Annotated in this window: 16 protein-coding genes and 1 riboswitch; of the genes, 11 read left to right on the plus strand and 5 right to left on the minus strand. The window is 59.8% G+C overall.

What is annotated here, in order from left to right:
- Positions 1-9 precede the first annotated feature (9 nt).
- Positions 10-768 carry a response regulator transcription factor gene (locus IV01_RS23195; protein WP_032625230.1) on the minus strand — a complete coding sequence of 253 codons (759 nt, stop codon included), beginning with the start codon at positions 766-768 and terminating at the stop codon, positions 10-12.
- A gap of 355 nt (positions 769-1123) precedes the next feature.
- Here IV01_RS23195 and IV01_RS23190 point away from each other — a divergent pair, with 355 nt between their 5' ends.
- From IV01_RS23190 to IV01_RS23155, 8 genes are all read left to right on the plus strand, one after another.
- Complete coding sequence (locus IV01_RS23190; RefSeq protein ID WP_032625232.1) at positions 1124-2383, plus strand: cation:proton antiporter; 1260 nt, start codon at positions 1124-1126, stop codon at positions 2381-2383.
- A gap of 90 nt (positions 2384-2473) precedes the next feature.
- On the plus strand, positions 2474-3295 hold the full coding sequence (locus IV01_RS23185) for a DeoR/GlpR family DNA-binding transcription regulator (protein WP_032625235.1): 822 nt from the start codon (positions 2474-2476) through the stop codon (positions 3293-3295).
- Positions 3296-3856: 561 nt separating this feature from the next.
- Positions 3857-4807, plus strand: coding sequence for an L-threonate dehydrogenase (gene ltnD / locus IV01_RS23180; protein WP_267872302.1), 951 nt, complete (start codon positions 3857-3859; stop codon positions 4805-4807).
- A gap of 10 nt (positions 4808-4817) precedes the next feature.
- The gene (gene otnK, locus IV01_RS23175) at positions 4818-6110 is read left to right on the plus strand and encodes a 3-oxo-tetronate kinase (protein ID WP_032625238.1); all 1293 of its coding nucleotides are present in this window, start codon (positions 4818-4820) and stop codon (positions 6108-6110) included.
- Positions 6107-6745, plus strand: a complete 639-nt coding sequence (locus tag IV01_RS23170; RefSeq protein WP_032625240.1) for an aldolase — start codon at positions 6107-6109, stop codon at positions 6743-6745. Before otnK ends, IV01_RS23170 begins: the two co-directional genes overlap by 4 nt.
- Before the next feature lie 131 nt (positions 6746-6876).
- Positions 6877-8334, plus strand: a complete 1458-nt coding sequence (locus tag IV01_RS23165; RefSeq protein ID WP_032625243.1) for an SLC13 family permease — start codon at positions 6877-6879, stop codon at positions 8332-8334.
- Positions 8335-8355: 21 nt separating this feature from the next.
- Positions 8356-9144 (plus strand): 2-oxo-tetronate isomerase, encoded by a 789-nt coding sequence (otnI, locus tag IV01_RS23160; RefSeq protein WP_032625245.1) that lies wholly within the window; start codon positions 8356-8358, stop codon positions 9142-9144.
- Positions 9145-9199: 55 nt separating this feature from the next.
- Positions 9200-10261, plus strand: a complete 1062-nt coding sequence (locus IV01_RS23155) for an alpha/beta fold hydrolase (protein WP_032625247.1) — start codon at positions 9200-9202, stop codon at positions 10259-10261.
- A 211-nt stretch (positions 10262-10472) separates the two neighbouring features.
- Here IV01_RS23155 and IV01_RS23150 read toward each other — a convergent pair whose 3' ends face one another.
- Positions 10473-10877, minus strand: coding sequence for an acyl-CoA thioesterase (locus tag IV01_RS23150; RefSeq protein ID WP_032625250.1), 405 nt, complete (start codon positions 10875-10877; stop codon positions 10473-10475).
- Positions 10878-11069: 192 nt separating this feature from the next.
- A riboswitch (S-adenosyl-L-homocysteine riboswitch) is annotated at positions 11070-11174 on the plus strand.
- 22 nt (positions 11175-11196) lie between these two features.
- On the opposite strand from IV01_RS23150, the gene ahcY reads away from it, so the two are divergent.
- From ahcY to IV01_RS23135, 3 genes are all read left to right on the plus strand, one after another.
- Entirely contained in the window at positions 11197-12606 is a 1410-nt protein-coding gene (gene ahcY / locus IV01_RS23145) for an adenosylhomocysteinase (protein ID WP_032625252.1), read from the plus strand.
- Positions 12607-12792: 186 nt separating this feature from the next.
- Positions 12793-13638, plus strand: a complete 846-nt coding sequence (gene metF, locus IV01_RS23140) for a methylenetetrahydrofolate reductase [NAD(P)H] (protein ID WP_032625254.1) — start codon at positions 12793-12795, stop codon at positions 13636-13638.
- A gap of 386 nt (positions 13639-14024) precedes the next feature.
- A complete protein-coding gene (locus tag IV01_RS23135) occupies positions 14025-15947 on the plus strand; it encodes a DEAD/DEAH box helicase (protein WP_032625256.1) in 1923 nt (640 codons plus the stop codon).
- A 234-nt stretch (positions 15948-16181) separates the two neighbouring features.
- Here IV01_RS23135 and IV01_RS23130 read toward each other — a convergent pair whose 3' ends face one another.
- The 3 genes from IV01_RS23130 to IV01_RS23120 all read right to left on the minus strand — a co-directional run bounded on the left by IV01_RS23130 (position 16182) and on the right by IV01_RS23120 (position 18772).
- Complete coding sequence (locus IV01_RS23130; RefSeq protein WP_032625259.1) at positions 16182-16778, minus strand: YceI family protein; 597 nt, start codon at positions 16776-16778, stop codon at positions 16182-16184.
- Positions 16779-16805: 27 nt separating this feature from the next.
- Entirely contained in the window at positions 16806-17354 is a 549-nt protein-coding gene (locus tag IV01_RS23125) for a cytochrome b (RefSeq protein ID WP_032625261.1), read from the minus strand.
- Between the two features lie 386 nt (positions 17355-17740).
- Positions 17741-18772, minus strand: coding sequence for a hydrolase (locus tag IV01_RS23120; RefSeq protein WP_032625264.1), 1032 nt, complete (start codon positions 18770-18772; stop codon positions 17741-17743).
- Positions 18773-19053 lie beyond the last annotated feature (281 nt).

Genomic DNA, 19053 nt, shown 5'->3' on the forward strand with positions numbered 1-19053 from the left:
TCAGCAGTCTCAAAGTGGTTGCACGCTGACATCGGCGGCCAGCATGTAACCGCCACCCCATACGGTGCGCAGGAGTTGCGGCTGGAGTGGATCGTCCGCCAGTTTGCGGCGCAGGCGGCTGATCTGCCGGTCGATGGCACGGTCGAACACTTCGTTGCCGGGGCGCGCAGTCAGGTCCATCAGGCGCTGGCGGTCCAGGGTCAGGTTGGGATGTCTGAGGAACACACTGAGCAGCCGGCTTTCGGCGGTGCTGAGTTGGACTTGAGTGCTGTCGGCCCGCACCAGCATGTCGGTGGCAGTGATAAAGCTCAAGCCAGCGAAGTCGTAGCGCAGCATGGCGGCGGTGGGTTCGCTGTCTGCCAGCGAGCTTGCGTGTTGCGGCGCAACCCCTCGGCGGCGCAGGACGCTGTTGATTCGCGCCACCAGTTCCCGAGGCTCGAAAGGCTTGGTCACGTAGTCATCCGCGCCCAGATCCAGCCCGCGCACCCGATCTGCCGAGGTATCACGGGCGGTCAACAGAATCACCGGCAGGTTCGCGCGGCGATGCAATTGGGCGCACAGATCAAAACCATCGCCATCCGGCAGCATCACGTCCAGCACCACCACATTGAATGACTGCTGCTTGAGCAACTGCCACATCCCGGCCGCATCCTCGGCCGTGCGCACATCGAACGAATGCCGACGCAAATACACCGCCAACGGATCGCGGATCTTGCGGTGGTCGTCGACGATGAGGATGCGTGGGGGGAGGGGGGGAGCTTCAGTCATTCAGTTCCTGCGGCTTCAATTGAATCCTGTGGGAGCGGTGCTTGCCCGCGATAAGGCTGGACTCGATCTTCAGATGGATCACCGAAACCTTATCGTCGGAATGCCGCCCAGACCAAGCACCGCTCCCACAGGTTCGCGTGAACTCGGATTGCATCTGCGGATGATTCCCATTAACGGATGGCGATAATAGCCGATTGCCGTCTTCAGGCACAGATTTGCAACGCCTGGGCGTGTCTGCGGTCAATGTCTCCCCGCAAATATGTGTCTGCTTGCGTCAGCCGCCCATCAAACCTCTGCCCGTTAAAGAATCGACTCACCCCCGGGTACGCTTTGAATCGCAATAACAGGAATACCGATGCTTGAACTCGCTGCTGGTTTTATCTGCCTCACCTCGCTGCTCACTTATGTGAATTTCCGCTTCGTCGGCCTGCCGCCCACCATTGGCGTCATGGTCACCGCTCTGATGTTTTCGCTGATCCTGCAAGGCCTGAGCTTCATGGGCTTTCCGGGTCTGGAAGAGCGTGTGCAACAGTTGATCAGCCAGATCGATTTCGGTGATCTGCTGATGAACTGGATGCTGTCGTTTCTGCTGTTTGCAGGCGCTCTGCACGTCAATCTGTCGGACCTGAAGAGCTACCGCTGGCCCATCGGCTTGCTGGCAACCTTCGGTGTGTTGATCGCCACCACTGTGATCGGCGCCTTGGCCTACTGGATCTTTGGCCTGTTCGGCTGGCACGTGAGCTTCCTGTACTGCCTGCTGTTCGGCGCGTTGATCTCGCCCACTGACCCCATCGCAGTACTGGGCGTGTTGCGTACCGCGAACGCCTCCAAACCGCTGAAAACCACCATCGTCGGCGAATCATTGTTTAACGACGGGACCGCGGTTGTGGTTTTCACCGTGTTGCTGGGCATCGCGCAATTGGGCGAAACCCCGACGGTGGGGGAGACGGCGATGCTGTTCGTCCACGAAGCCATTGGCGGCGTGCTGTTCGGCGGGCTGATCGGCTACGCGGTGTACTTGATGATCAAGAGCATCGAGCAATACCAGATCGAAGTGATGTTGACTCTCGCTCTGGTGATCGGCGGCTCGGCGATGTCCACTGAGCTGCATGTGTCAGGCCCGATTGCGATGGTCGTCGCCGGTCTGATCATCGGCAACCTGGGCCGTAACCTGGCGATGAACGAAATGACCCGTCGTTACATGGACGGTTTCTGGGAACTGCTCGACGATATGCTCAACGCGCTGCTGTTCGCGCTGATCGGCATGGAACTGCTGCTGTTGCCGTTCTCCTGGTCGCACTTGCTGGCGGCCGGTCTTTTGGCGGTGGCGATTCTGCTGTCGCGTTTCGTCACCGTTGCTCCCGCCATTCTGCTGCTTCGGCGCTGGCGCACCGTGCCCAAAGGCACCATTCGCATCCTGACCTGGGGCGGCTTGCGCGGCGGTGTTTCCGTAGCGCTGGCTCTGGCCTTACCACTAGGCCCGGAGCGCGACCTGCTGCTGAGCATCACCTACATCGTGGTGTTGTCGTCGATCCTGCTGCAGGGCTTGAGCATCGGCAAGTTGGTGAAGGCGGTGACCCGTGGTGAGCCGCAGACGCTAAATACCGATCACTGAGCCGCTAGTGCTGCCATGGATGGCTCGATTGGCTAAGATGCGACGACCGCTGGCGAGTGCTGGCGGTTTTATCGAGGCTTGGGAGCACGCATGTCCAGCAAAGAGGAGATCGCCGTAACAGGCGGCACACCGATGATTCCTGACCAGCGTCGGGAGTTGATGCTGCGCCAGTTGCGCAAGCATCAGGTGCTCAGCGTGCACCAACTGGTGGAAATGTTTGATTGCTCGCACATGACCATCCGCCGCGACATTGCGCTGTTAGAGCAGGAAGGCCGCGCGTATTCGGTGACCGGTGGCGTGCGCATCGCCAGTCAGTTGCACAGCGAACCCAGCCATCAGTCCAAAGCGGTGGTCGAACTGCCGCAGAAGCAGGGCATGGCGAGACTGGCTGCCGGTCTGCTGCACGATGACATGACGATCTACCTCGATGCGGGCACCAGCACCCTGGAAATCGTCCCGCACATTGCGGCGCTGTCGGGCATGACCGTGGTCACCAACGATTTCGGCATCGTCAACGCACTGGCCGACGCCACTAACGTGGACGTGATTCACACCGGCGGCCTGCTTGATCACCCCAACCTCTCCTGCGTCGGCGGCCTGGCTGCGGCCACGTTGCGCCAGCTCGCTACCGACATCGCCTTTATGTCCACCAGCTCCTGGGATTTGCAGCGCGGCACCACGACGCCCTCTGCGCTCAAAGTCGAAGTCAAACAGGCTGCAATGCAGTCTGCCTCGCAAACCGTTCTGGTGGCGACCAGCTCCAAATACGGCACCTTCGGTATGTACAAAATCGCCGCGCTGGAACAGTTCGACATCATCATCAGCGATGCGGCCCTGGCTGAAGCGGCGGCGGATGGCATTCGCAAGCATCGGGTCGAGTTGTTGCTGGCGCCGGTGGGAAATAGCCGGTAAGCCGCTCCACTTTCTAGCGCGTAGCCCTGTGGGAGCGAGCTTGCTCGCGAATGCGGTGTGCCTGTCTATAAATCATTGCCTGACCTGAAGCTTTCGCGAGCAAGGTGGAGCCGCCACCCCGGTCGTCGCACGGATTTCAGGTTTGGCCAGACAACGGCATGTACCGCAACCTGCGGTTCATTAATGGCCGGTTGGTTGAGATCAAGAGCAAAAAATAAGAGTCACGCATCCCCCCCTGTGGGAGCGGTGCTTGCCCGCGATGCGGTGTGCCTGCGACGAATTTGTTGCTTGGCCAGACGCCATCGCGAGCAACTCACTCCTATAGAAATGTCGTCCGTTCCAATACTGGCTTCGAGCCTGGATCTGCGCCCGTAGGAGCGCGCTTGCCCGCGATTGCGTCAAATCAGCCAACACTTGAGTTGTAGAAAGACCGAATCGCGGGCAAGCGCGCTCCTACAACAGCGTGATCCGGATGTGAATCCATGTGAATATAAAAAACCACTTCACATTATCTGTTCACTGATTCACTATCGGATTCACAGATCAGAACAATTCCGACCGATTGCTGGCAGTGACGAGCATCGGCAACCATCCGAGGAAGACAGCATGACTACCAAGAATGTCGGCGTTATTGGCTTGGGTGCGATGGGTTTGGGCATTGCCCGCTCGTTGCTGCGCAGTGGTTTCAATGTGCATGCCTGTGATGTGCGCAGCAGCGTGACCGAGCAGTTCGCCACCGAAGGCGGCGTGGCTTGCGCATCTCCAGCTGAAATGGCCGCTGCCTGTGAAGTGATCATCACTGTCGTCGTCAACGCTGAGCAGACCGAAACCGTACTGTTCGGTGAGAACGGTGCCATTGCGGCGCTGCGTCCCGGCAGTCTGGTAATCGGTTGCGCCACGGTTGCACCGACCTTCGCTGTTGAACTGGGCCAGCGTCTGGTGGATCAGGGCTTGCTGTACCTCGACGCGCCAATCTCTGGCGGCGCTGCCAAAGCCGCTGCTGGCCAGATGACCATGATGACCTCCGGCCCGGCTGACTCCTACGCCAAGGCTGAAGACATCCTCAATGGCATGGCAGGCAAGGTTTATCGCCTGGGCGACGTTCACGGCCTGGGTTCGAAAGTCAAAATCATCAATCAGCTGCTGGCCGGTGTTCACATCGCTGCCAGCGCCGAAGCCATGGCCCTGGGCCTGCGTGAAGGCGTTGATGCCGACGCTCTGTACGAAGTGATCACCAACAGCGCCGGCAACTCGTGGATGTTCGAAAACCGCGTGCCACACATTCTGAAAGCGGATTACACGCCGTTGTCGGCTGTGGATATCTTCGTCAAGGACTTGGGCCTGGTTCTGGATACCGCCCGCACCAGCAAATTCCCGCTGCCGCTGTCTGCTACTGCTCACCAGATGTTCATGCAGGCCTCCAGCGCCGGTTACGGTCGTGAAGATGACTCCGCCGTGATCAAGATTTTCCCGGGCATCGAACTGCCGAAAGCCAAGCCAGACCAGGCCTGAGGAGCGCTAGATGAGTAATTCTCCTGTGCGCCCGCTGCTGGGCTGCATCGCCGACGACTTCACCGGCGCCACTGACCTTGCCAACATGCTGGTGCGCGGCGGTATGCGCACCGTGCAAAGCATTGGCATCCCAACGGCCGAAATGGCCGCTGGCCTGGACGCCGATGCCATCGTTATTGCCCTGAAATCCCGTACCACGCCTGCCGCCGAAGCCGTCGCGGAATCCCTCGCTGCGCTGGAATGGCTGCGCGAGCGTGGCTGCGAGCAGATCTTCTTCAAGTACTGCTCGACCTTCGATTCCACCGCCGCTGGCAACATCGGCCAGGTGAGTGAAGCCCTGCTGGAAAAGCTCGGCAGCGATTTCACTCTGGCCTGCCCGGCATTCCCGGAAAACGGCCGGACGATCTTCCGTGGTCATCTGTTCGTTCAAGACCAGTTGCTCAATGAATGCGGCATGCAAAACCACCCGCTGACGCCTATGACCGACGCCAATCTGGTGCGCGTGCTGCAATCGCAGACCAAGCAGAAAGTCGGTCTGCTGCGCTACGACAGCATTGCCAAGGGCGTCGAAGGCGTGCGCAGCAAGATTGCCGAACTGCGCGCCGATGGCGTGAAAATGGCGATTGCTGATGCTTTGTCTGATGCCGATCTCTACACCCTGGGCGAAGCCTGCGCCGACTTGCCACTGCTGACCGGTGGTTCGGGACTGGCGCTGGGCCTGCCGGGTAACTTCCGCAAGGCCGGCAAGTTGCGCGACATCGATGCTGCCCAGCTTGCGCCGGTTGCTGGTGGCGAAGTGGTGTTGGCTGGCAGCGCCTCGGTGGCAACCAACGGTCAGGTCGCGGCCTGGCTTGAGGCGAAACGTCCAGCTTTGCGCATCAATCCGTTGGAGCTGGCTGCTGGCCGTCCGGTGGTTGAGCAGGCGCTGGAGTTCGCTCGCAAAGCTGGCGAAACCGTATTGATCTACGCCACCAGTTCGCCGGATGAAGTCAAAGCCGTGCAGCAGCAGCTGGGCGTTGAGCGCGCTGGCGCGATGGTCGAAGACGCCTTGGGCCAGATCGCCAAAGGCTTGCTGAACGCAGGCGTGCGCCGCTTCGTGGTCGCTGGCGGTGAAACATCTGGTGCTGTGGTTCAGGCACTGGGCGTGCAATTGCTGCAGATCGGTGGACAGATTGATCCGGGTGTTCCGGCAACCGTCAGCAGCGGCTCGCAGCCATTGGCGCTGGCCCTCAAGTCCGGCAATTTCGGTGGCCGTGACTTCTTCAGCAAGGCGCTCAAGCAACTGGCGGGAGAGTCTGTATGAGCCCGGAAAACAAGCTCCGCGAAGAGATTTGCGACATCGGCAGGCTGCTCTATGGTCGCGGCTACACCGTGGGCAGCGCTGGCAATATCAGCGCGCGCCTGGACGATGGCTGGCTGATCACGCCCACCGACGCATGCCTGGGCCGCCTTGATCCGACTGAAATCGCCAAGGTCAACCTGGCCGGTGAATGGGTGTCGGGCAGCAAGCCTTCCAAGACGCTGGCGCTGCATCGTGAAGTCTACGACCGCAATCCAGCCGTGGGCGGCGTGGTGCATACCCACTCCACGCATCTGGTGGCGCTGACCCTCGCGGGCGTCTGGCAGGAAGACAACATCCTGCCGCCCCTGACCCCTTATCAGGTGATGAAAGTCGGGCAGATTCCGCTGATTGGCTACCAGCGCCCAGGCTCGCCGAAAGTCGCCCAGCGCGTGGCTCAACTGGCCAACAGTGTGCGCGGCGTGATGCTCGAACGGCTCGGCCCGGTGATCTGGGAGACGTCGGTTGCCAAGGCCGCGTACGCCCTGGAAGAACTGGAGGAGACCGCCCGCCTTTGGCTGATGACCAACCCGAAACCTGCGCCACTCGATCAGGCCGCTCTGGACGAGTTGCGCGAGGTGTTTGGCGCGAAGTGGTAGTTATCGGCGGTTAGCGCTCCAGGTTCGGCACCCAAGGTTTTAGTTCTTAACAGTTGATCGGGAGCCGCACTCGCGACTCTTGGCAACACCCCGGCCAAGCCGGAAAACAATAACAACAGGACTCAAAAAGTATGACGCCACTAATGCTTATGTTGATTGCCGGCGCGGGCATCGCGCTGTTGCTGTTCCTGGTCCTCAAGTACAAATTTCAGCCGTTCGTGGCGTTGATGCTGGTGAGCATCATCGTTGCGCTGGTCGCGGGTGTGAAACCGGCAGACCTGGTAGCCACCATCGAAGGCGGCATGGGCAAAACCCTGGGCCACATCGCGATCATCATTGCCCTGGGTGCGATGATCGGGCGGATCATCGAGCTGTCCGGTGGTGCCGAGGCGCTGGCGAAAACCCTGATCAAACGCTTCGGTAACCGGCGCACCCCGCTGGCGCTGACCGTTGCCGGGTTCATCGTCGGTATCCCGGTGTTCTTCGAAGTCGGCGTGATCATTCTCATGCCACTGGCTTACGGCGTCGCCCGTGCAGCCCGCAAACCGCTGCTGCTATTCGCCCTGCCGATGTGTGCCGCGCTGCTTTCGGTGCATGCCTTCCTGCCGCCGCATCCGGGTGCCGTTGCCGCTGCGGGGCAACTGGGTGCGGACCTGGGTCGCGTGTTGATGTTCGGCATCCCGATGGTTGCGGTGTTGAGCCTGATTGGCTACTTCATTGCCGGGCGCATGACGCGCAAGGTCTACCCGATGACCGACGATATTCGCGCTGAAGTCTATGGCCCGCATATCACCAACGCCGACCTCGCCGCTTGGCATAACGACGACTACTCCAATACCAGCGAAGCGGCGCACGCCCAGAAGCTGGGTCTGGAAGAGAGCGCCAGCAGCCTGGCGGCTTCGTTGCCACCGGCTCCGGCGCCAGGTTTTGGCTTGATCATCGCGCTGATCCTTCTGCCGATCGTCTTGATTCTGCTGGGTACGCTGGCCACCACCATGCTGCCGGTGGACTCGACGCTTCGCAGTATTCTGACCGTGCTCGGCGCGCCGCTGGTTGCCTTGCTGCTCGATACCCTGCTGTGCGCCTGGTTGCTGGGTTCGCGTCGCGGCTGGAGCCGTACTCAGGTGTCCGACGTGATCGGCTCGGCGCTGCCGGGTGTGGCCATGGTGATCCTGATTGCCGGTGCTGGCGGCGTGTTCGGTAAAGTGCTGGTGGATACCGGTATCGGCGCGGTGGTTTCCGAAGCGCTGCGCACCACCGGTCTGCCGGTTCTGGCGCTGGGCTTCCTGCTCACGCTGTTGCTGCGTGCGGTACAAGGTTCGACCACCGTTGCGCTGGTGACCACTGCCGGCATCCTCAGCCCGCTGATCGCGACCTTGAACCTGACCCCGAACCACTTGGCGCTGCTGTGTCTGGCCATGGGCGGTGGCGGTCTGGCAATGTCGCATATCAACGACGCCGGTTACTGGATGTTCACCAAGCTGGCCGGCCTCAACGTTGCCGACGGCCTGCGCACCTGGACCTTGCTGGTTACCATTCTGGGCACACTCGGGTTCCTCGCGACCCTGGTGATCTGGCCATTCGTCTGATCTGAAAAGACTGGAGTTCACATGCCTCGCTTCGCTGCCAACCTCAGCATGCTCTACCCGCAACATGAGTTTCTGGACCGTTTTGCCGCGGCTGCCGCCGACGGTTTCGCTGCGGTCGAGTACTTGTTCCCGTATGACTACAGCGCTCAGGAACTCAAACAACGCCTGAGTGAAAACGGGCTGGTGCAGGCGCTGTTCAACGCGCCGCCGGGTGATTGGGCGGCAGGCGAGCGGGGCATTGCTTCGTTGCCCGGGCGTGAAGAAGAATTCCGCAGCGGCATCGCCCGCGCGCTGGAATACGCTGCCGTGCTGGGCAATGACCGGATCCACGTCATGGCCGGTCTGCTGCCAAGCGAAGACCTGCGCGAGCGCCATCACGCTGTCTATGTGCAGAACCTTGCCTACGCTGCAGAACAGGCGGCCCAGGCCGGGATCACGGTGCTGATCGAGCCGATCAACACCCGTGACATGCCGGGTTTCTTCCTCAATCGTCAGGATCAGGCCCAGGCCATCTGCAAGGAAGTCGGCGCTGCCAACCTGAAAGTGCAGTTCGACTTCTATCACTGCCAGATCGTCGAGGGCGATGTGATCTCCAAGCTGCGTCGCGATTTCGCAGGCGTGGGCCACATTCAGATCGCTGGCGTGCCGGATCGTCACGAACCGGATCTGGGCGAGCTGAACTACGCCTGGCTTTTCGAAGAAATCGACCGCTTGGGCTATACCGGGTGGATTGGTTGCGAGTATCGGCCCAAGGGCGATACGTCCGAAGGGCTTGAGTGGTTGCGCCAATTGCGGGCGCGCCAGGGCTGATCAAGGCTGTTTAGAACCGTTGCACCTTCATAAAAATAAAAAAGGGGAATCGGATATGCGAAGTTTCAAAAGCGGCCTATGCGCTGCGTTGTTGATCATCGCGCAGATGGGCATGGTCCATGCGGCGAGTTATCCGGCGGCGGTGGAAGGGGAGTGGACGGCGTCCAGCTTCACCTTCCACACCGGTGAAAAGCTCGACAATCTGCGGATGAGCTACGTCACCGTTGGCGATCCGAAGAACCCGGCGGTGCTCTTTCTGCATGGCACCAACCGGCCGGCCAGCGACATGCTGGGCAAGGATTTCGCGGGTGTGCTGTTTGGCCCCGGCCAGCCGCTGGACGCCAGCAAGTACTACATCATTGCGCCGGACGGCATTGGCGTCGGCAAATCCAGCAAGCCCTCCGATGGCTTGCGCATGAAATTCCCGCAGTACAACTACACCGATATGGTTCAGGCGCAATATCGTCTGCTCACTGAGGGGCTGGGCATCAAGCATTTGCGGCTGGTCATGGGCAACTCAATGGGCGGCATGCAGACCTGGATGTGGGGGCAGAGCTGGCCAGACATGATGGATGCCCTGGTGCCTATGGCCTCACAACCCACGGCAATGTCGGCTCGCAACTGGATCCTGCGGCGCATGATGATCGAGTCCATCAAGCAGGACCCGGCCTGGAACGAAGGCAACTACAGCAGCCCGCCGCCTTCACTGCGCATGGCGAATGTGATGTTCGGCTTTGGCACCAGCGGCGGCACTCTGGCTTATCAGGCCCTGGCACCCACCCGGGCACAGGCGGACAAACTGGTCGATGAGCGTCTGGCGGCTCCGTTACCGGGTGACGCGAACGACTTCATTTATCAGTGGCAATCGTCGGCAGATTACGATCCAGCGCCGCAACTCTCGGCAATCAAGGCACCCGTGCTGGCGATCAACAGCGCAGACGACGAGCGCAACCCGCCGGAAACCGGGACCATGCAAGCGTCTTTGGCTAAGTTGAAGAATGCGCGCCTGGTGCTGATTCCAGCCAGCGCAGAGACCCGTGGGCACGGCACCACTAACATGGCGCGTTTCTATGCCGAACCCTTGGGCGAGTTCATGAAGGCTACGGCACGGCCTTGATGGTGCTGAGATCTATCTTTCAGTGGGAGACTCGATGTTTGCCTGGAAGCTGATAGACGACGCAAAACCCTGTGCGAGCGGTGCTTGGTCTGGGCGGCATTCCGACGATAGGGGCAGCGCGATCTCAAGTGAACCGCGTCCAGCCTCATCGCGGGCAAGCACCGCTCCCACAGGAGACCGCATTTTCAGATAAGACCGGGCCGTTGCGGCATCAGCCGTCGATCGCCTCTTCCTTGAACTGATCCTTCACATAGGTGATTTCGGTTTTGCCGTGGGGCGCGGGTAAGCCGTCTTCGCCGAGGTTGACGAAAACCATCTTCTCGACCGTCAGAATGCTCTTGCGGGTGATTTTGTTGCGCACCTGGCAGGTCAAGGTGATCGAGGTACGACCGAACTCCGTGGCGGTGATGCCCAGCTCGATAATGTCGCCCTGACGCGAGGCGCTGACGAAGTTGATTTCGGAAATGTACTTGGTCACCACGCGCTGGTTGCCCAATTGCACGATGGCGTAAATCGCCGCTTCCTCATCGATCCAGCGCAACAGGCTGCCACCGAACAGCGTGCCGTTGGGGTTGAGGTCTTCAGGTTTAACCCACTTGCGGGTGTGGAAATTCATGGGGGGCTCTGGCTCCGTGGGGTTAGGGCTATAGGGTTACAGCCCTCAGCGGCAAGTTTCAAGCGGCAAGCTGCAAGTTGAATGCGGCCAAGGCCCTTCTTGTCGCTCGACGCTTGCAACTTGTAGCTCAAGAAAAGCTATAATCCCCTCCGTTTCAAAACGGTCATCTTCTCTTGATACCGTTCCCGCCACCTGTCCGAGGGGCGCTGCAGCAGGTTTTCCTGTCAGGCTCGGATGGGGCGTTGTTCGACCGGGTTGTCCCGTCGAGCCTTAAACGCACAACGGCGCCCATTCGCACACTACGAATGGAGACTCTCTAATGAGTGCTGTAACTACGCCCGCAGATTTTTCCGACTACAAAGTCGCCGACATGTCCCTGGCTGCCTGGGGCCGTCGCGAAACCATCATCGCTGAATCCGAAATGCCTGCCCTGATGGGCCTGCGCCGCAAATATGCCGGCGAGCAACCGCTCAAGGGCGCGAAGATTCTCGGCTGCATCCACATGACCATTCAGACCGCCGTGCTGATCGAAACCCTGGTTGCCCTGGGTGCCGAAGTGCGTTGGTCGTCGTGCAACATTTTCTCCACTCAAGACCAGGCCGCTGCTGCTATCGCTGCTGCCGGTATCGCGGTTTATGCCTGGAAAGGCGAGACCGAAGAAGAGTACGAGTGGTGCCTTGAGCAAACCATCCTCAAAGATGGCGCGCCTTGGGATGCCAACATGATCCTCGACGATGGCGGCGACCTGACCGAGCTGCTGCACAAGAAATACCCGGCGATCCTGGACCGCGTCCATGGCGTGACCGAAGAGACCACCACTGGCGTTCACCGCCTGCTGGACATGCTGGCCAAGGGCGAGCTGAAAATCCCGGCCATCAACGTCAATGACTCGGTGACCAAAAGCAAGAACGACAACAAGTACGGCTGCCGTCACAGCCTGAACGATGCCATCAAGCGTGGTACTGACCACCTGCTGTCCGGCAAGCAAGCGCTGGTCATCGGCTACGGCGACGTGGGCAAGGGCTCGGCTCAGTCCCTGCGTCAGGAAGGCATGATCGTTAAAGTCACCGAAGTTGACCCGATCTGCGCCATGCAAGCCTGCATGGACGGTTTCGAACTGGTTTCCCCGTTCATCGACGGCGAGAACGACGGCACCGAAGCCAGCATCGACAAAGCCCTGCTGGGCAAGATCGACCTGATCGTGACCACCACCGGTAACGTCAACGTTTGTGACTCGAACATGCTCAAAGCGCTGAAAAAACGCGCTGTGGTCTGCAACATCGGTCACTTCGACAACGAAATCGACACCGCTTTCATGCGCAAGAACTGGGCATGGGAAGAAGTGAAGCCACAGGTTCACAAGATTCACCGTACCGGCCCTGGCGCATTCGATGCCCAGAACGACGACTACCTGATCCTGCTGGCCGAAGGCCGTCTGGTTAACCTGGGCAACGCCACAGGTCACCCAAGCCGCATCATGGACGGTTCGTTCGCCAACCAGGTTCTGGCGCAGATCTTCCTGTTCGGTCAGAAGTACGCAGATCTGTCCCCGGCGCAAAAAGCCGAGCGTCTGACCGTAGAAGTACTGCCGAAGAAACTCGACGAAGAAGTGGCTCTGGAAATGGTTCGCGGCTTCGGCGGCGTGGTAACCAAACTGACCAAGACCCAGGCCGACTACATCGGCGTGACCGTTGAAGGTCCGTTCAAGCCGCACGCTTATCGTTACTGATTGACCTTCTGCGGGCGGCTCCTATACAGCCGCTCCGCAGATACGGCCGCAGCCCTGTAGGAGCGCGCTTGCCCGCGATGCGTTTTGATAGTCGACATATCTATTGACTGACCTGACGCCATCGCGGGCAAGCGCGCTCCTACAAGAGGGCGGCGCTAAGTTTGCGAGTTCCCAAGGTTATCCACCATGTCCCAAGACCGCCGCTTCAGCTTCGAGTTCTTCCCGACCAAGACCGACGCTGGACATGAAAAGCTGCTGACCGTCGCTCGTCAGTTGGCCAGTTACAATCCCGATTTCTTCTCCTGCACCTATGGTGCCGGTGGCTCGACCCGCGACCGCACAATCAACACCGTGCTGCAGCTGGAAAACGAAGTAAAAGTCCCGGCTGCCCCGCATTTGTCTTGCGTAGGCGACAGCAAGGACGACCTGCGCGCACTGCTGACCCAATACAAGGATGCTGGCATCAAGCGCATCGTTGCCCTGCGCGGTGACTTGCCTTCGGGTATGGGTATGGCCAGCGGCGAGCTGCGCTACGCCAGTGACCTGGTGTCCTTCATTCGTGAAGAGACCGGCAGTCACTTCCACATTGAAGTCGCTGCCTACCCTGAGATGCACCCTCAGGCGCGCAACTTCGATGACGACGTGAAGAACTTCGTGCACAAGGCTCAGGCTGGTGCCGACAGCGCTATCACCCAATACTTCTTCAATGCCGACAGCTACTTCCATTTCCTGGAACGCGTGCAGAAGAAAGGTGTGACCCTGCCGATCGTGCCGGGCATCATGCCGATCACCAATTACAGCAAGCTGGCGCGATTCTCCGATGCCTGCGGTGCGGAAATCCCGCGCTGGATCCGCAAGCAGCTGGAAGCCTACGGCGACGACGTGCAGAGCATTCAAGCGTTCGGTGAGCAGGTCATCACTGAAATGTGCGAGCGTCTGCTGCAGGGCGGCGCGCCGGGTCTGCACTTCTACACCCTGAACCAGGCCGATCCTAGCCTGGCGATCTGGAACAATCTGAAGCTGCCTCGTTAACCCGAGAAAGCTTGGTGGGACCGGCCGTGGGACCGGCCTTAGCCGGGAAGAGGCCAGGTCAGGCACGACATAGGCTTGGCCGGATGACCCCCTCCCGGCTAAAGCCGGTCCCATGACATCCCAAGCTATCTACACCGTTGAGCAGCAGGAAAGCAGCGCGAAGCGATTGCTCTGTTATACTCCGGCCTTCCCGCCAGGCTTACGCCCGGATGCTCGGTCTAGCATTAGGCTCCTCGATCACGCCCTCAAGCGCTTTTTTACACGCGCTGACGTATCGAGATGTCCTGAAGACCCGCAGGACCGGACGGGATCGCGTCCCTAAATGCGATTTTGCGTCAGGCAAGATTTCCCTCTGAGCATAAGCTCTAACTAAAACAGGATTACTCATGTCCTTTGCTTCCCTCGGTCTCTCCGAGGCTCTAGTTCGCGCCATCGAGGCAGCGGGCTATACCCAGCCTACTCCGGTGCAACAGCGGGCCATTCCCGCCGTGTTGCAAGGTCGCGACCTGATGGTTGCCGCCCAGACAGGTACTGGTAAAACCGGTGGTTTCGCTCTTCCGATTCTGGAGCGTCTGTTCCCCAACGGTCACCCGGACAAATCCCAGCGTCACGGCCCGCGCCAACCTCGCGTACTGGTCCTGACCCCGACTCGCGAACTGGCCGCACAAGTGCATGACAGCTTCAAGCTGTATGCCCGCGACCTGAAGTTCGTCAGCGCCTGCATTTTCGGCGGTGTCGGCACCAATCCACAAGTCCAGGCCATGGCTCGCGGCGTAGACGTGCTGGTGGCCTGCCCGGGTCGCTTGCTCGATCTGTGCGGTCAAGGCAGCGTCGACCTGTCCCACGTTGAAATCCTCGTGCTCGATGAAGCCGACCGGATGCTCGACATGGGCTTCGTCCACGACGTGAAGAAAGTCCTCGCACGCCTGCCGGCCAAACGTCAGAACCTGCTGTTCTCGGCAACGTTCTCCAACGACATCACGGCGTTGGCTGGCAAGCTGCTGCATAACCCTGAGCGCATCGAAGTCACGCCGCCGAACACCACGGTCGAGCGCATCGAGCAACGGGTTTTCCGCCTGCCAGCCAACCACAAGCGTTCGCTGCTGGCGCACTTGATCACTCAAGGCGCGTGGGAACAGGTTCTGGTGTTCACTCGCACCAAGCACGGCGCCAACCGCCTGGCTGAATACCTGGATAAGCACGGCCTGGCCGCTGTGGCGATCCACGGTAACAAGAGCCAGAACGCGCGCACCAAAGCCCTGGCTGATTTCAAGGCTGGCGATGTACGCATCATGGTTGCTACTGATATCGCCGCTCGCGGTCTGGATATCGACCAATTGCCGCACGTGGTCAACTTCGAGCTGCCAAACGTCGACGAAGACTACGTTCACCGTATCGGCCGTACCGGTCGTGCGGGCCGTACAGGTGAAGCGATTTCCCTGGTGGCTCCGGACGAAGAAAAGCTGCTGAAAAGCATCGAGCGCATGACCAAGCAGAAAATCGCCGATGGCGACCTGATGGGCTTCGATATGACAGCCGTTGAAGCCGAGAAGCCGGAAGTTCGCGAGCGTCCAGACGTGCGCAACCCGCGTAACCCGCGCGGTCCTCGTGGCGATGGCCCGAATGGCGGCGGCGGTGGTGGCGGTCGTAAAGACAAGGGCAAGGACAAAGGCAAGGAAAAAACCCCAGCGGCAGCAGCTGCCGGTGAGCGTCCAGCCCGTAAGCCTCGCGAACCCCAGAAGCCGCGTGAAGGCGGTGGCCCGGGCCGTGAACAGCGCGCTTCGACTCCACGTGCAACGGCAGCCCCGCGCCCGTCGGCAGATCGTGCCCCGGACGAGTTCCTGGATGACGAAGTGGATAACTTCGGCAATCGCGCTGATTACGTCAGCCCGTACAAGGACAAAAACCAGGGTCGCGGTCGTCGTCCTAGCGCTCCAGCTACAGGCGCAGGCGCGGCAACCGGTACGGCTCCGGCCGCTCGTGGTCCTCGTCCAAGTGGTCCACGCAGCAGTGGTGGTGCAACCACTGGTACGCCTCCAGCCAAGCGCAATGGCCCACGCAGCGGTGCGCCGCGCGATGGTCAGGCGCGTCGCGAAGAGAACCCGCGTAACCGCCGCCCGGCTCGCGATGATCAGCCAGTCCGTCAAGAGCCAGCCGTTCGCGGCCCTCGTGATAGCCAGCCGCAACCGAAGATCATGCACAAAGAGTCGAAGAGCGATCGCTTCCCGTCTCCTGAGCAACTCGATCAGCTGCCAAGCCGCCCTCGCGGTGAAAAACCAGCCCTGCTGACCCGCAACCGCGAAGGTTAAGCCAGGGCGGAACGAAAAAGCCCCGACTGGTTCGGGGCTTTTTTGTGCGTATTATCCGCATCGGCTTCCCCTGTGGGAGCGAATTCATTCGCGAAGAGGCCAGTACATCCGGGGCATATCTATCGTTCGGGACGCCGTCTTCGCGAATGAATTCGCTCCCACAGTTGATCGGCGTATTTCACGCGCAAACAAAAACGCCGACCCTGAGGTCGGCGTTCTGATCAACCGGGAAGCTTACTTGGCTTTGACGCCTTCGAAGCTGATATCCAGGTCCAGGGTATCGGACTGTGGACCCAGGTCCATCATCTTGCCGAAGTCCGAACGCTTGATCGAAGTGGTGCCTTCGAAGCCAGCGCGGTAGCCGCCCCATGGATCCTTGCCTTCGCCCAGGAACACAGTCTTGACCACAACTGGCTTGGTTACGCCGTGGAAGGTCAGATCGCCGGTGACGTCAGCGGTCAGCTTGCCGTCAGCATTTTTGCCGGTTGGCACGACTTTGGTGGAAACGAATTTCGCGTCCGGGTAGGTCGCTACGTCCAGGAAGTCTTTGCTGGAGATGTGCTTGTCACGCTCAGCGTGGTTGGTGAAAACGCTGGCGGTTTTCAGGTCGATGCTGATTTTGCTGTCTTCAGGCTTGGCAGCGTCGAAGCTGAACGTGCCGGTCCAGTCTTTGAACGTGCCGTAGATGAAGCTGTAGCCCAAGTGGCTGATCTTGAAGTTGACGAAGGCGTGCTGGCCTTCTTTGTCGATGGTGTAATCAGCGGCCATCGCCTGACCGGCAGACAACAGAGCGGTACCCAGTGCCAGAGCGGCGAGAGTCTTCTTCAACATGCGTTTATTCCCGTTTTGGTTGAACAATTAAGAGCGGCCCAACATACGTTTGAGGGTCACATCACGATCGATAAAGTGGTGTTTCAGTGCAACAAGACCATGAAGACCCGAGAAAACCACGAGCACCCAGGCCAGATAGAGATGAATCCAGCCCGCCGTTTCTGCCTGGTCAGGCAAACCGCTGATCAGCGCAGGCACTTCGAACAGATCAAATACCGGGATCCCAACGCCGTCGGCGGTGGAAATGAGGTAGCCGGCGAACATCACGGCAAACAGCCCGACATACAGAAACAGATGACCGAGGTGCGCGCCGATCCGAGTCCATTTTCCATAACTGGCCAAGGTGGGCGGCGGAGGGCTGAGCAAGCGCCAGACGATACGGATCAGCATGATCGCGAACAACGTAATGCCAATGCTCTTGTGCAAGTCAGGCCCGGCTTTACGCCAGGTGTCGTAATAACCGAGGCCGACCATCCATAAGCCCAGGGCAAACAAACCGTAGACGATTGCAGCGACGCCCCAATGCAGCACCATGCCGATCAGACCGTAGCGAGAGGAGGAATTGCGTAACTGCATTGCAAGTACCTTGTAAGTAGTGATGTCAGACTAGCTTTTTATCTATCGAATGACAGCGCAAAATCTTGCTCTGAAATATCTATAAAATCGATTGTTACCTTTTGCGGGTTTTCCGTCCTGGAGGGTTTGGGCCCGTGGGTGTCAGCATCCAGATAAATTTCGACAGACAAAACCATGCCGTGACCATCGGCTGTTCGATATAGATGAACGGCGTAGTGGCCTCGCGCGAAGCGGTTTATTTGGAATATCAAAGCCCCCGGATTGACTCGGTAGTGAGGGAGCCGGATATGAGGTGGGACCGGCTTCAGCCGGGAAGAGGCCAGTGCATCCACACTTTATTTGTCGCCTGAAATACCGCCTTCCCGGCTGAAGCCGGTCCTACGTCGTTAGGACTCGACAAGCCCCATGTCGTGAGCAGACGTCAGCCACAGCGGTATCCGTCGCTCCAGGTAATAGCCCGGGTTCTTGAGGGAGCCGTCGACGAAGCCGACGTGACCGCCTTTCTCCTGCAATTCGAACTCAGTCGTCGGTGAAAGCTCTTCCGGCTCGGGCAGGCTGTGCTTGAACACGAACGGGTCGTCTGCGGCCTGAATGATCAGCGTCGGCGTGCGGATATCGCCAAGGAAATACCGGCTTGAAGCGCGGCGATAGTAGTCCTTGGCGTCAGTGAAGCCGTGCAGAGGAGCGGTCACCCGACCGTCGAAGTCCCAGAAGGTGCGCATGTTTTCCAGCGAGCCAAGCGCTGCCAGCTCCGCCAGACCCTCGCTCATGCCTTCGTGCTGGAAGTGTCGCTGCTTGTCTCTGACATAGGTGAGCATTTCGCGCATGAAATGCCGCTGATACACCTTGGAAAAGCCCATGCCGATGCGGTCGGCGCATTCGTCCAGGCGGAATGGCACCGACACCGCCACAGCCCCCTGCAATTGGCTGTCCGGCCCCGATTCACCCAGATATTTGAGCAGCACGTTGCCGCCCAGTGAGTAGCCCACCGCGTACAGCGGCGCCAAAGGGCGTAATGCGCGCAGATGGGCGACCACCGAGGCCAGGTCTTCGCTGGCTCCGGAATGATAGCTTCGCGACAGCCGATTCGGCTCGCCGGAACAGCCCCGCCAGTTCAGCGCCACACTGGCCCAGCCTTCCCGGGCCATCGCTTGCTGTAGACCGACGACATAAGGCGAATTCGACGAGCCGGTCAGGCCATGCAGAACCAGCACCAGCGGCGCATCCAGCTGGTGCGGGCCAGCCCAGTCAAGGTCGAGAAAATCCCCATCGGCAAGCCAGATCCGTTCCCGCTGACGCTCAAGCGGCAGGTTCCTGCGCAACAATGGCCCCCACAAGGTTTGCAGGTGGGGATTACCCAGGCCTGAAGCGGGAACAAAGCGGTTCGACAATGAGGATTTAGCGGGGCGTGTGAGCACGGTCGTCCTCGTGAGCAAATTGCGGTGGCATGAAGCGTAAGTTGCCACAAGTGAGGCGGGATGTGAGGAGGTTTTTGCTGAATGGTTAAAGTTGTGGAGCATGACCTGTGGGAGCGGTGCTTGCCCGCGATAAGAACGACGCGATTTATCTGATAAACCGCAGCGACTGTATCGCGGGCAAGCACCGCACAGGAGTGATCTCAATATTGGCGCGACGACGTGGGACCGGCTTTAGCCGGGAAGAGGCCAGTACATCCATCCGATATTTATCCTCTGAAATG

Origin of the sequence: Pseudomonas syringae (assembly GCF_000737245.1) — a bacterium.
GTDB classification, from domain to species: Bacteria; Pseudomonadota; Gammaproteobacteria; order Pseudomonadales; family Pseudomonadaceae; genus Aquipseudomonas; species Aquipseudomonas syringae_J.

What these genes read in the sequence shown, in the direction of transcription:
- IV01_RS23185 (WP_032625235.1), top strand. Translation starts at nt 2,474, where the DNA reads ATGTCCAGCAAAGAGGAGATCGCCGTAACAGGCGGCACACCGATGATT.
- IV01_RS23170 (WP_032625240.1), top strand. Translation starts at nt 6,107, where the DNA reads ATGAGCCCGGAAAACAAGCTCCGCGAAGAGATTTGCGACATCGGCAGG.
- otnK (WP_032625238.1), top strand. Translation starts at nt 4,818, where the DNA reads ATGAGTAATTCTCCTGTGCGCCCGCTGCTGGGCTGCATCGCCGACGAC.
- metF (WP_032625254.1), top strand. Translation starts at nt 12,793, where the DNA reads ATGTCCCAAGACCGCCGCTTCAGCTTCGAGTTCTTCCCGACCAAGACC.
- IV01_RS23125 (WP_032625261.1), bottom strand. Translation starts at nt 17,354, where the DNA reads ATGCAGTTACGCAATTCCTCCTCTCGCTACGGTCTGATCGGCATGGTG.
- IV01_RS23155 (WP_032625247.1), top strand. Translation starts at nt 9,200, where the DNA reads ATGCGAAGTTTCAAAAGCGGCCTATGCGCTGCGTTGTTGATCATCGCG.
- IV01_RS23135 (WP_032625256.1), top strand. Translation starts at nt 14,025, where the DNA reads ATGTCCTTTGCTTCCCTCGGTCTCTCCGAGGCTCTAGTTCGCGCCATC.
- IV01_RS23150 (WP_032625250.1), bottom strand. Translation starts at nt 10,877, where the DNA reads ATGAATTTCCACACCCGCAAGTGGGTTAAACCTGAAGACCTCAACCCC.
- IV01_RS23190 (WP_032625232.1), top strand. Translation starts at nt 1,124, where the DNA reads ATGCTTGAACTCGCTGCTGGTTTTATCTGCCTCACCTCGCTGCTCACT.
- ahcY (WP_032625252.1), top strand. Translation starts at nt 11,197, where the DNA reads ATGAGTGCTGTAACTACGCCCGCAGATTTTTCCGACTACAAAGTCGCC.
- otnI (WP_032625245.1), top strand. Translation starts at nt 8,356, where the DNA reads ATGCCTCGCTTCGCTGCCAACCTCAGCATGCTCTACCCGCAACATGAG.
- IV01_RS23165 (WP_032625243.1), top strand. Translation starts at nt 6,877, where the DNA reads ATGACGCCACTAATGCTTATGTTGATTGCCGGCGCGGGCATCGCGCTG.
- IV01_RS23195 (WP_032625230.1), bottom strand. Translation starts at nt 768, where the DNA reads ATGACTGAAGCTCCCCCCCTCCCCCCACGCATCCTCATCGTCGACGAC.
- IV01_RS23130 (WP_032625259.1), bottom strand. Translation starts at nt 16,778, where the DNA reads ATGTTGAAGAAGACTCTCGCCGCTCTGGCACTGGGTACCGCTCTGTTG.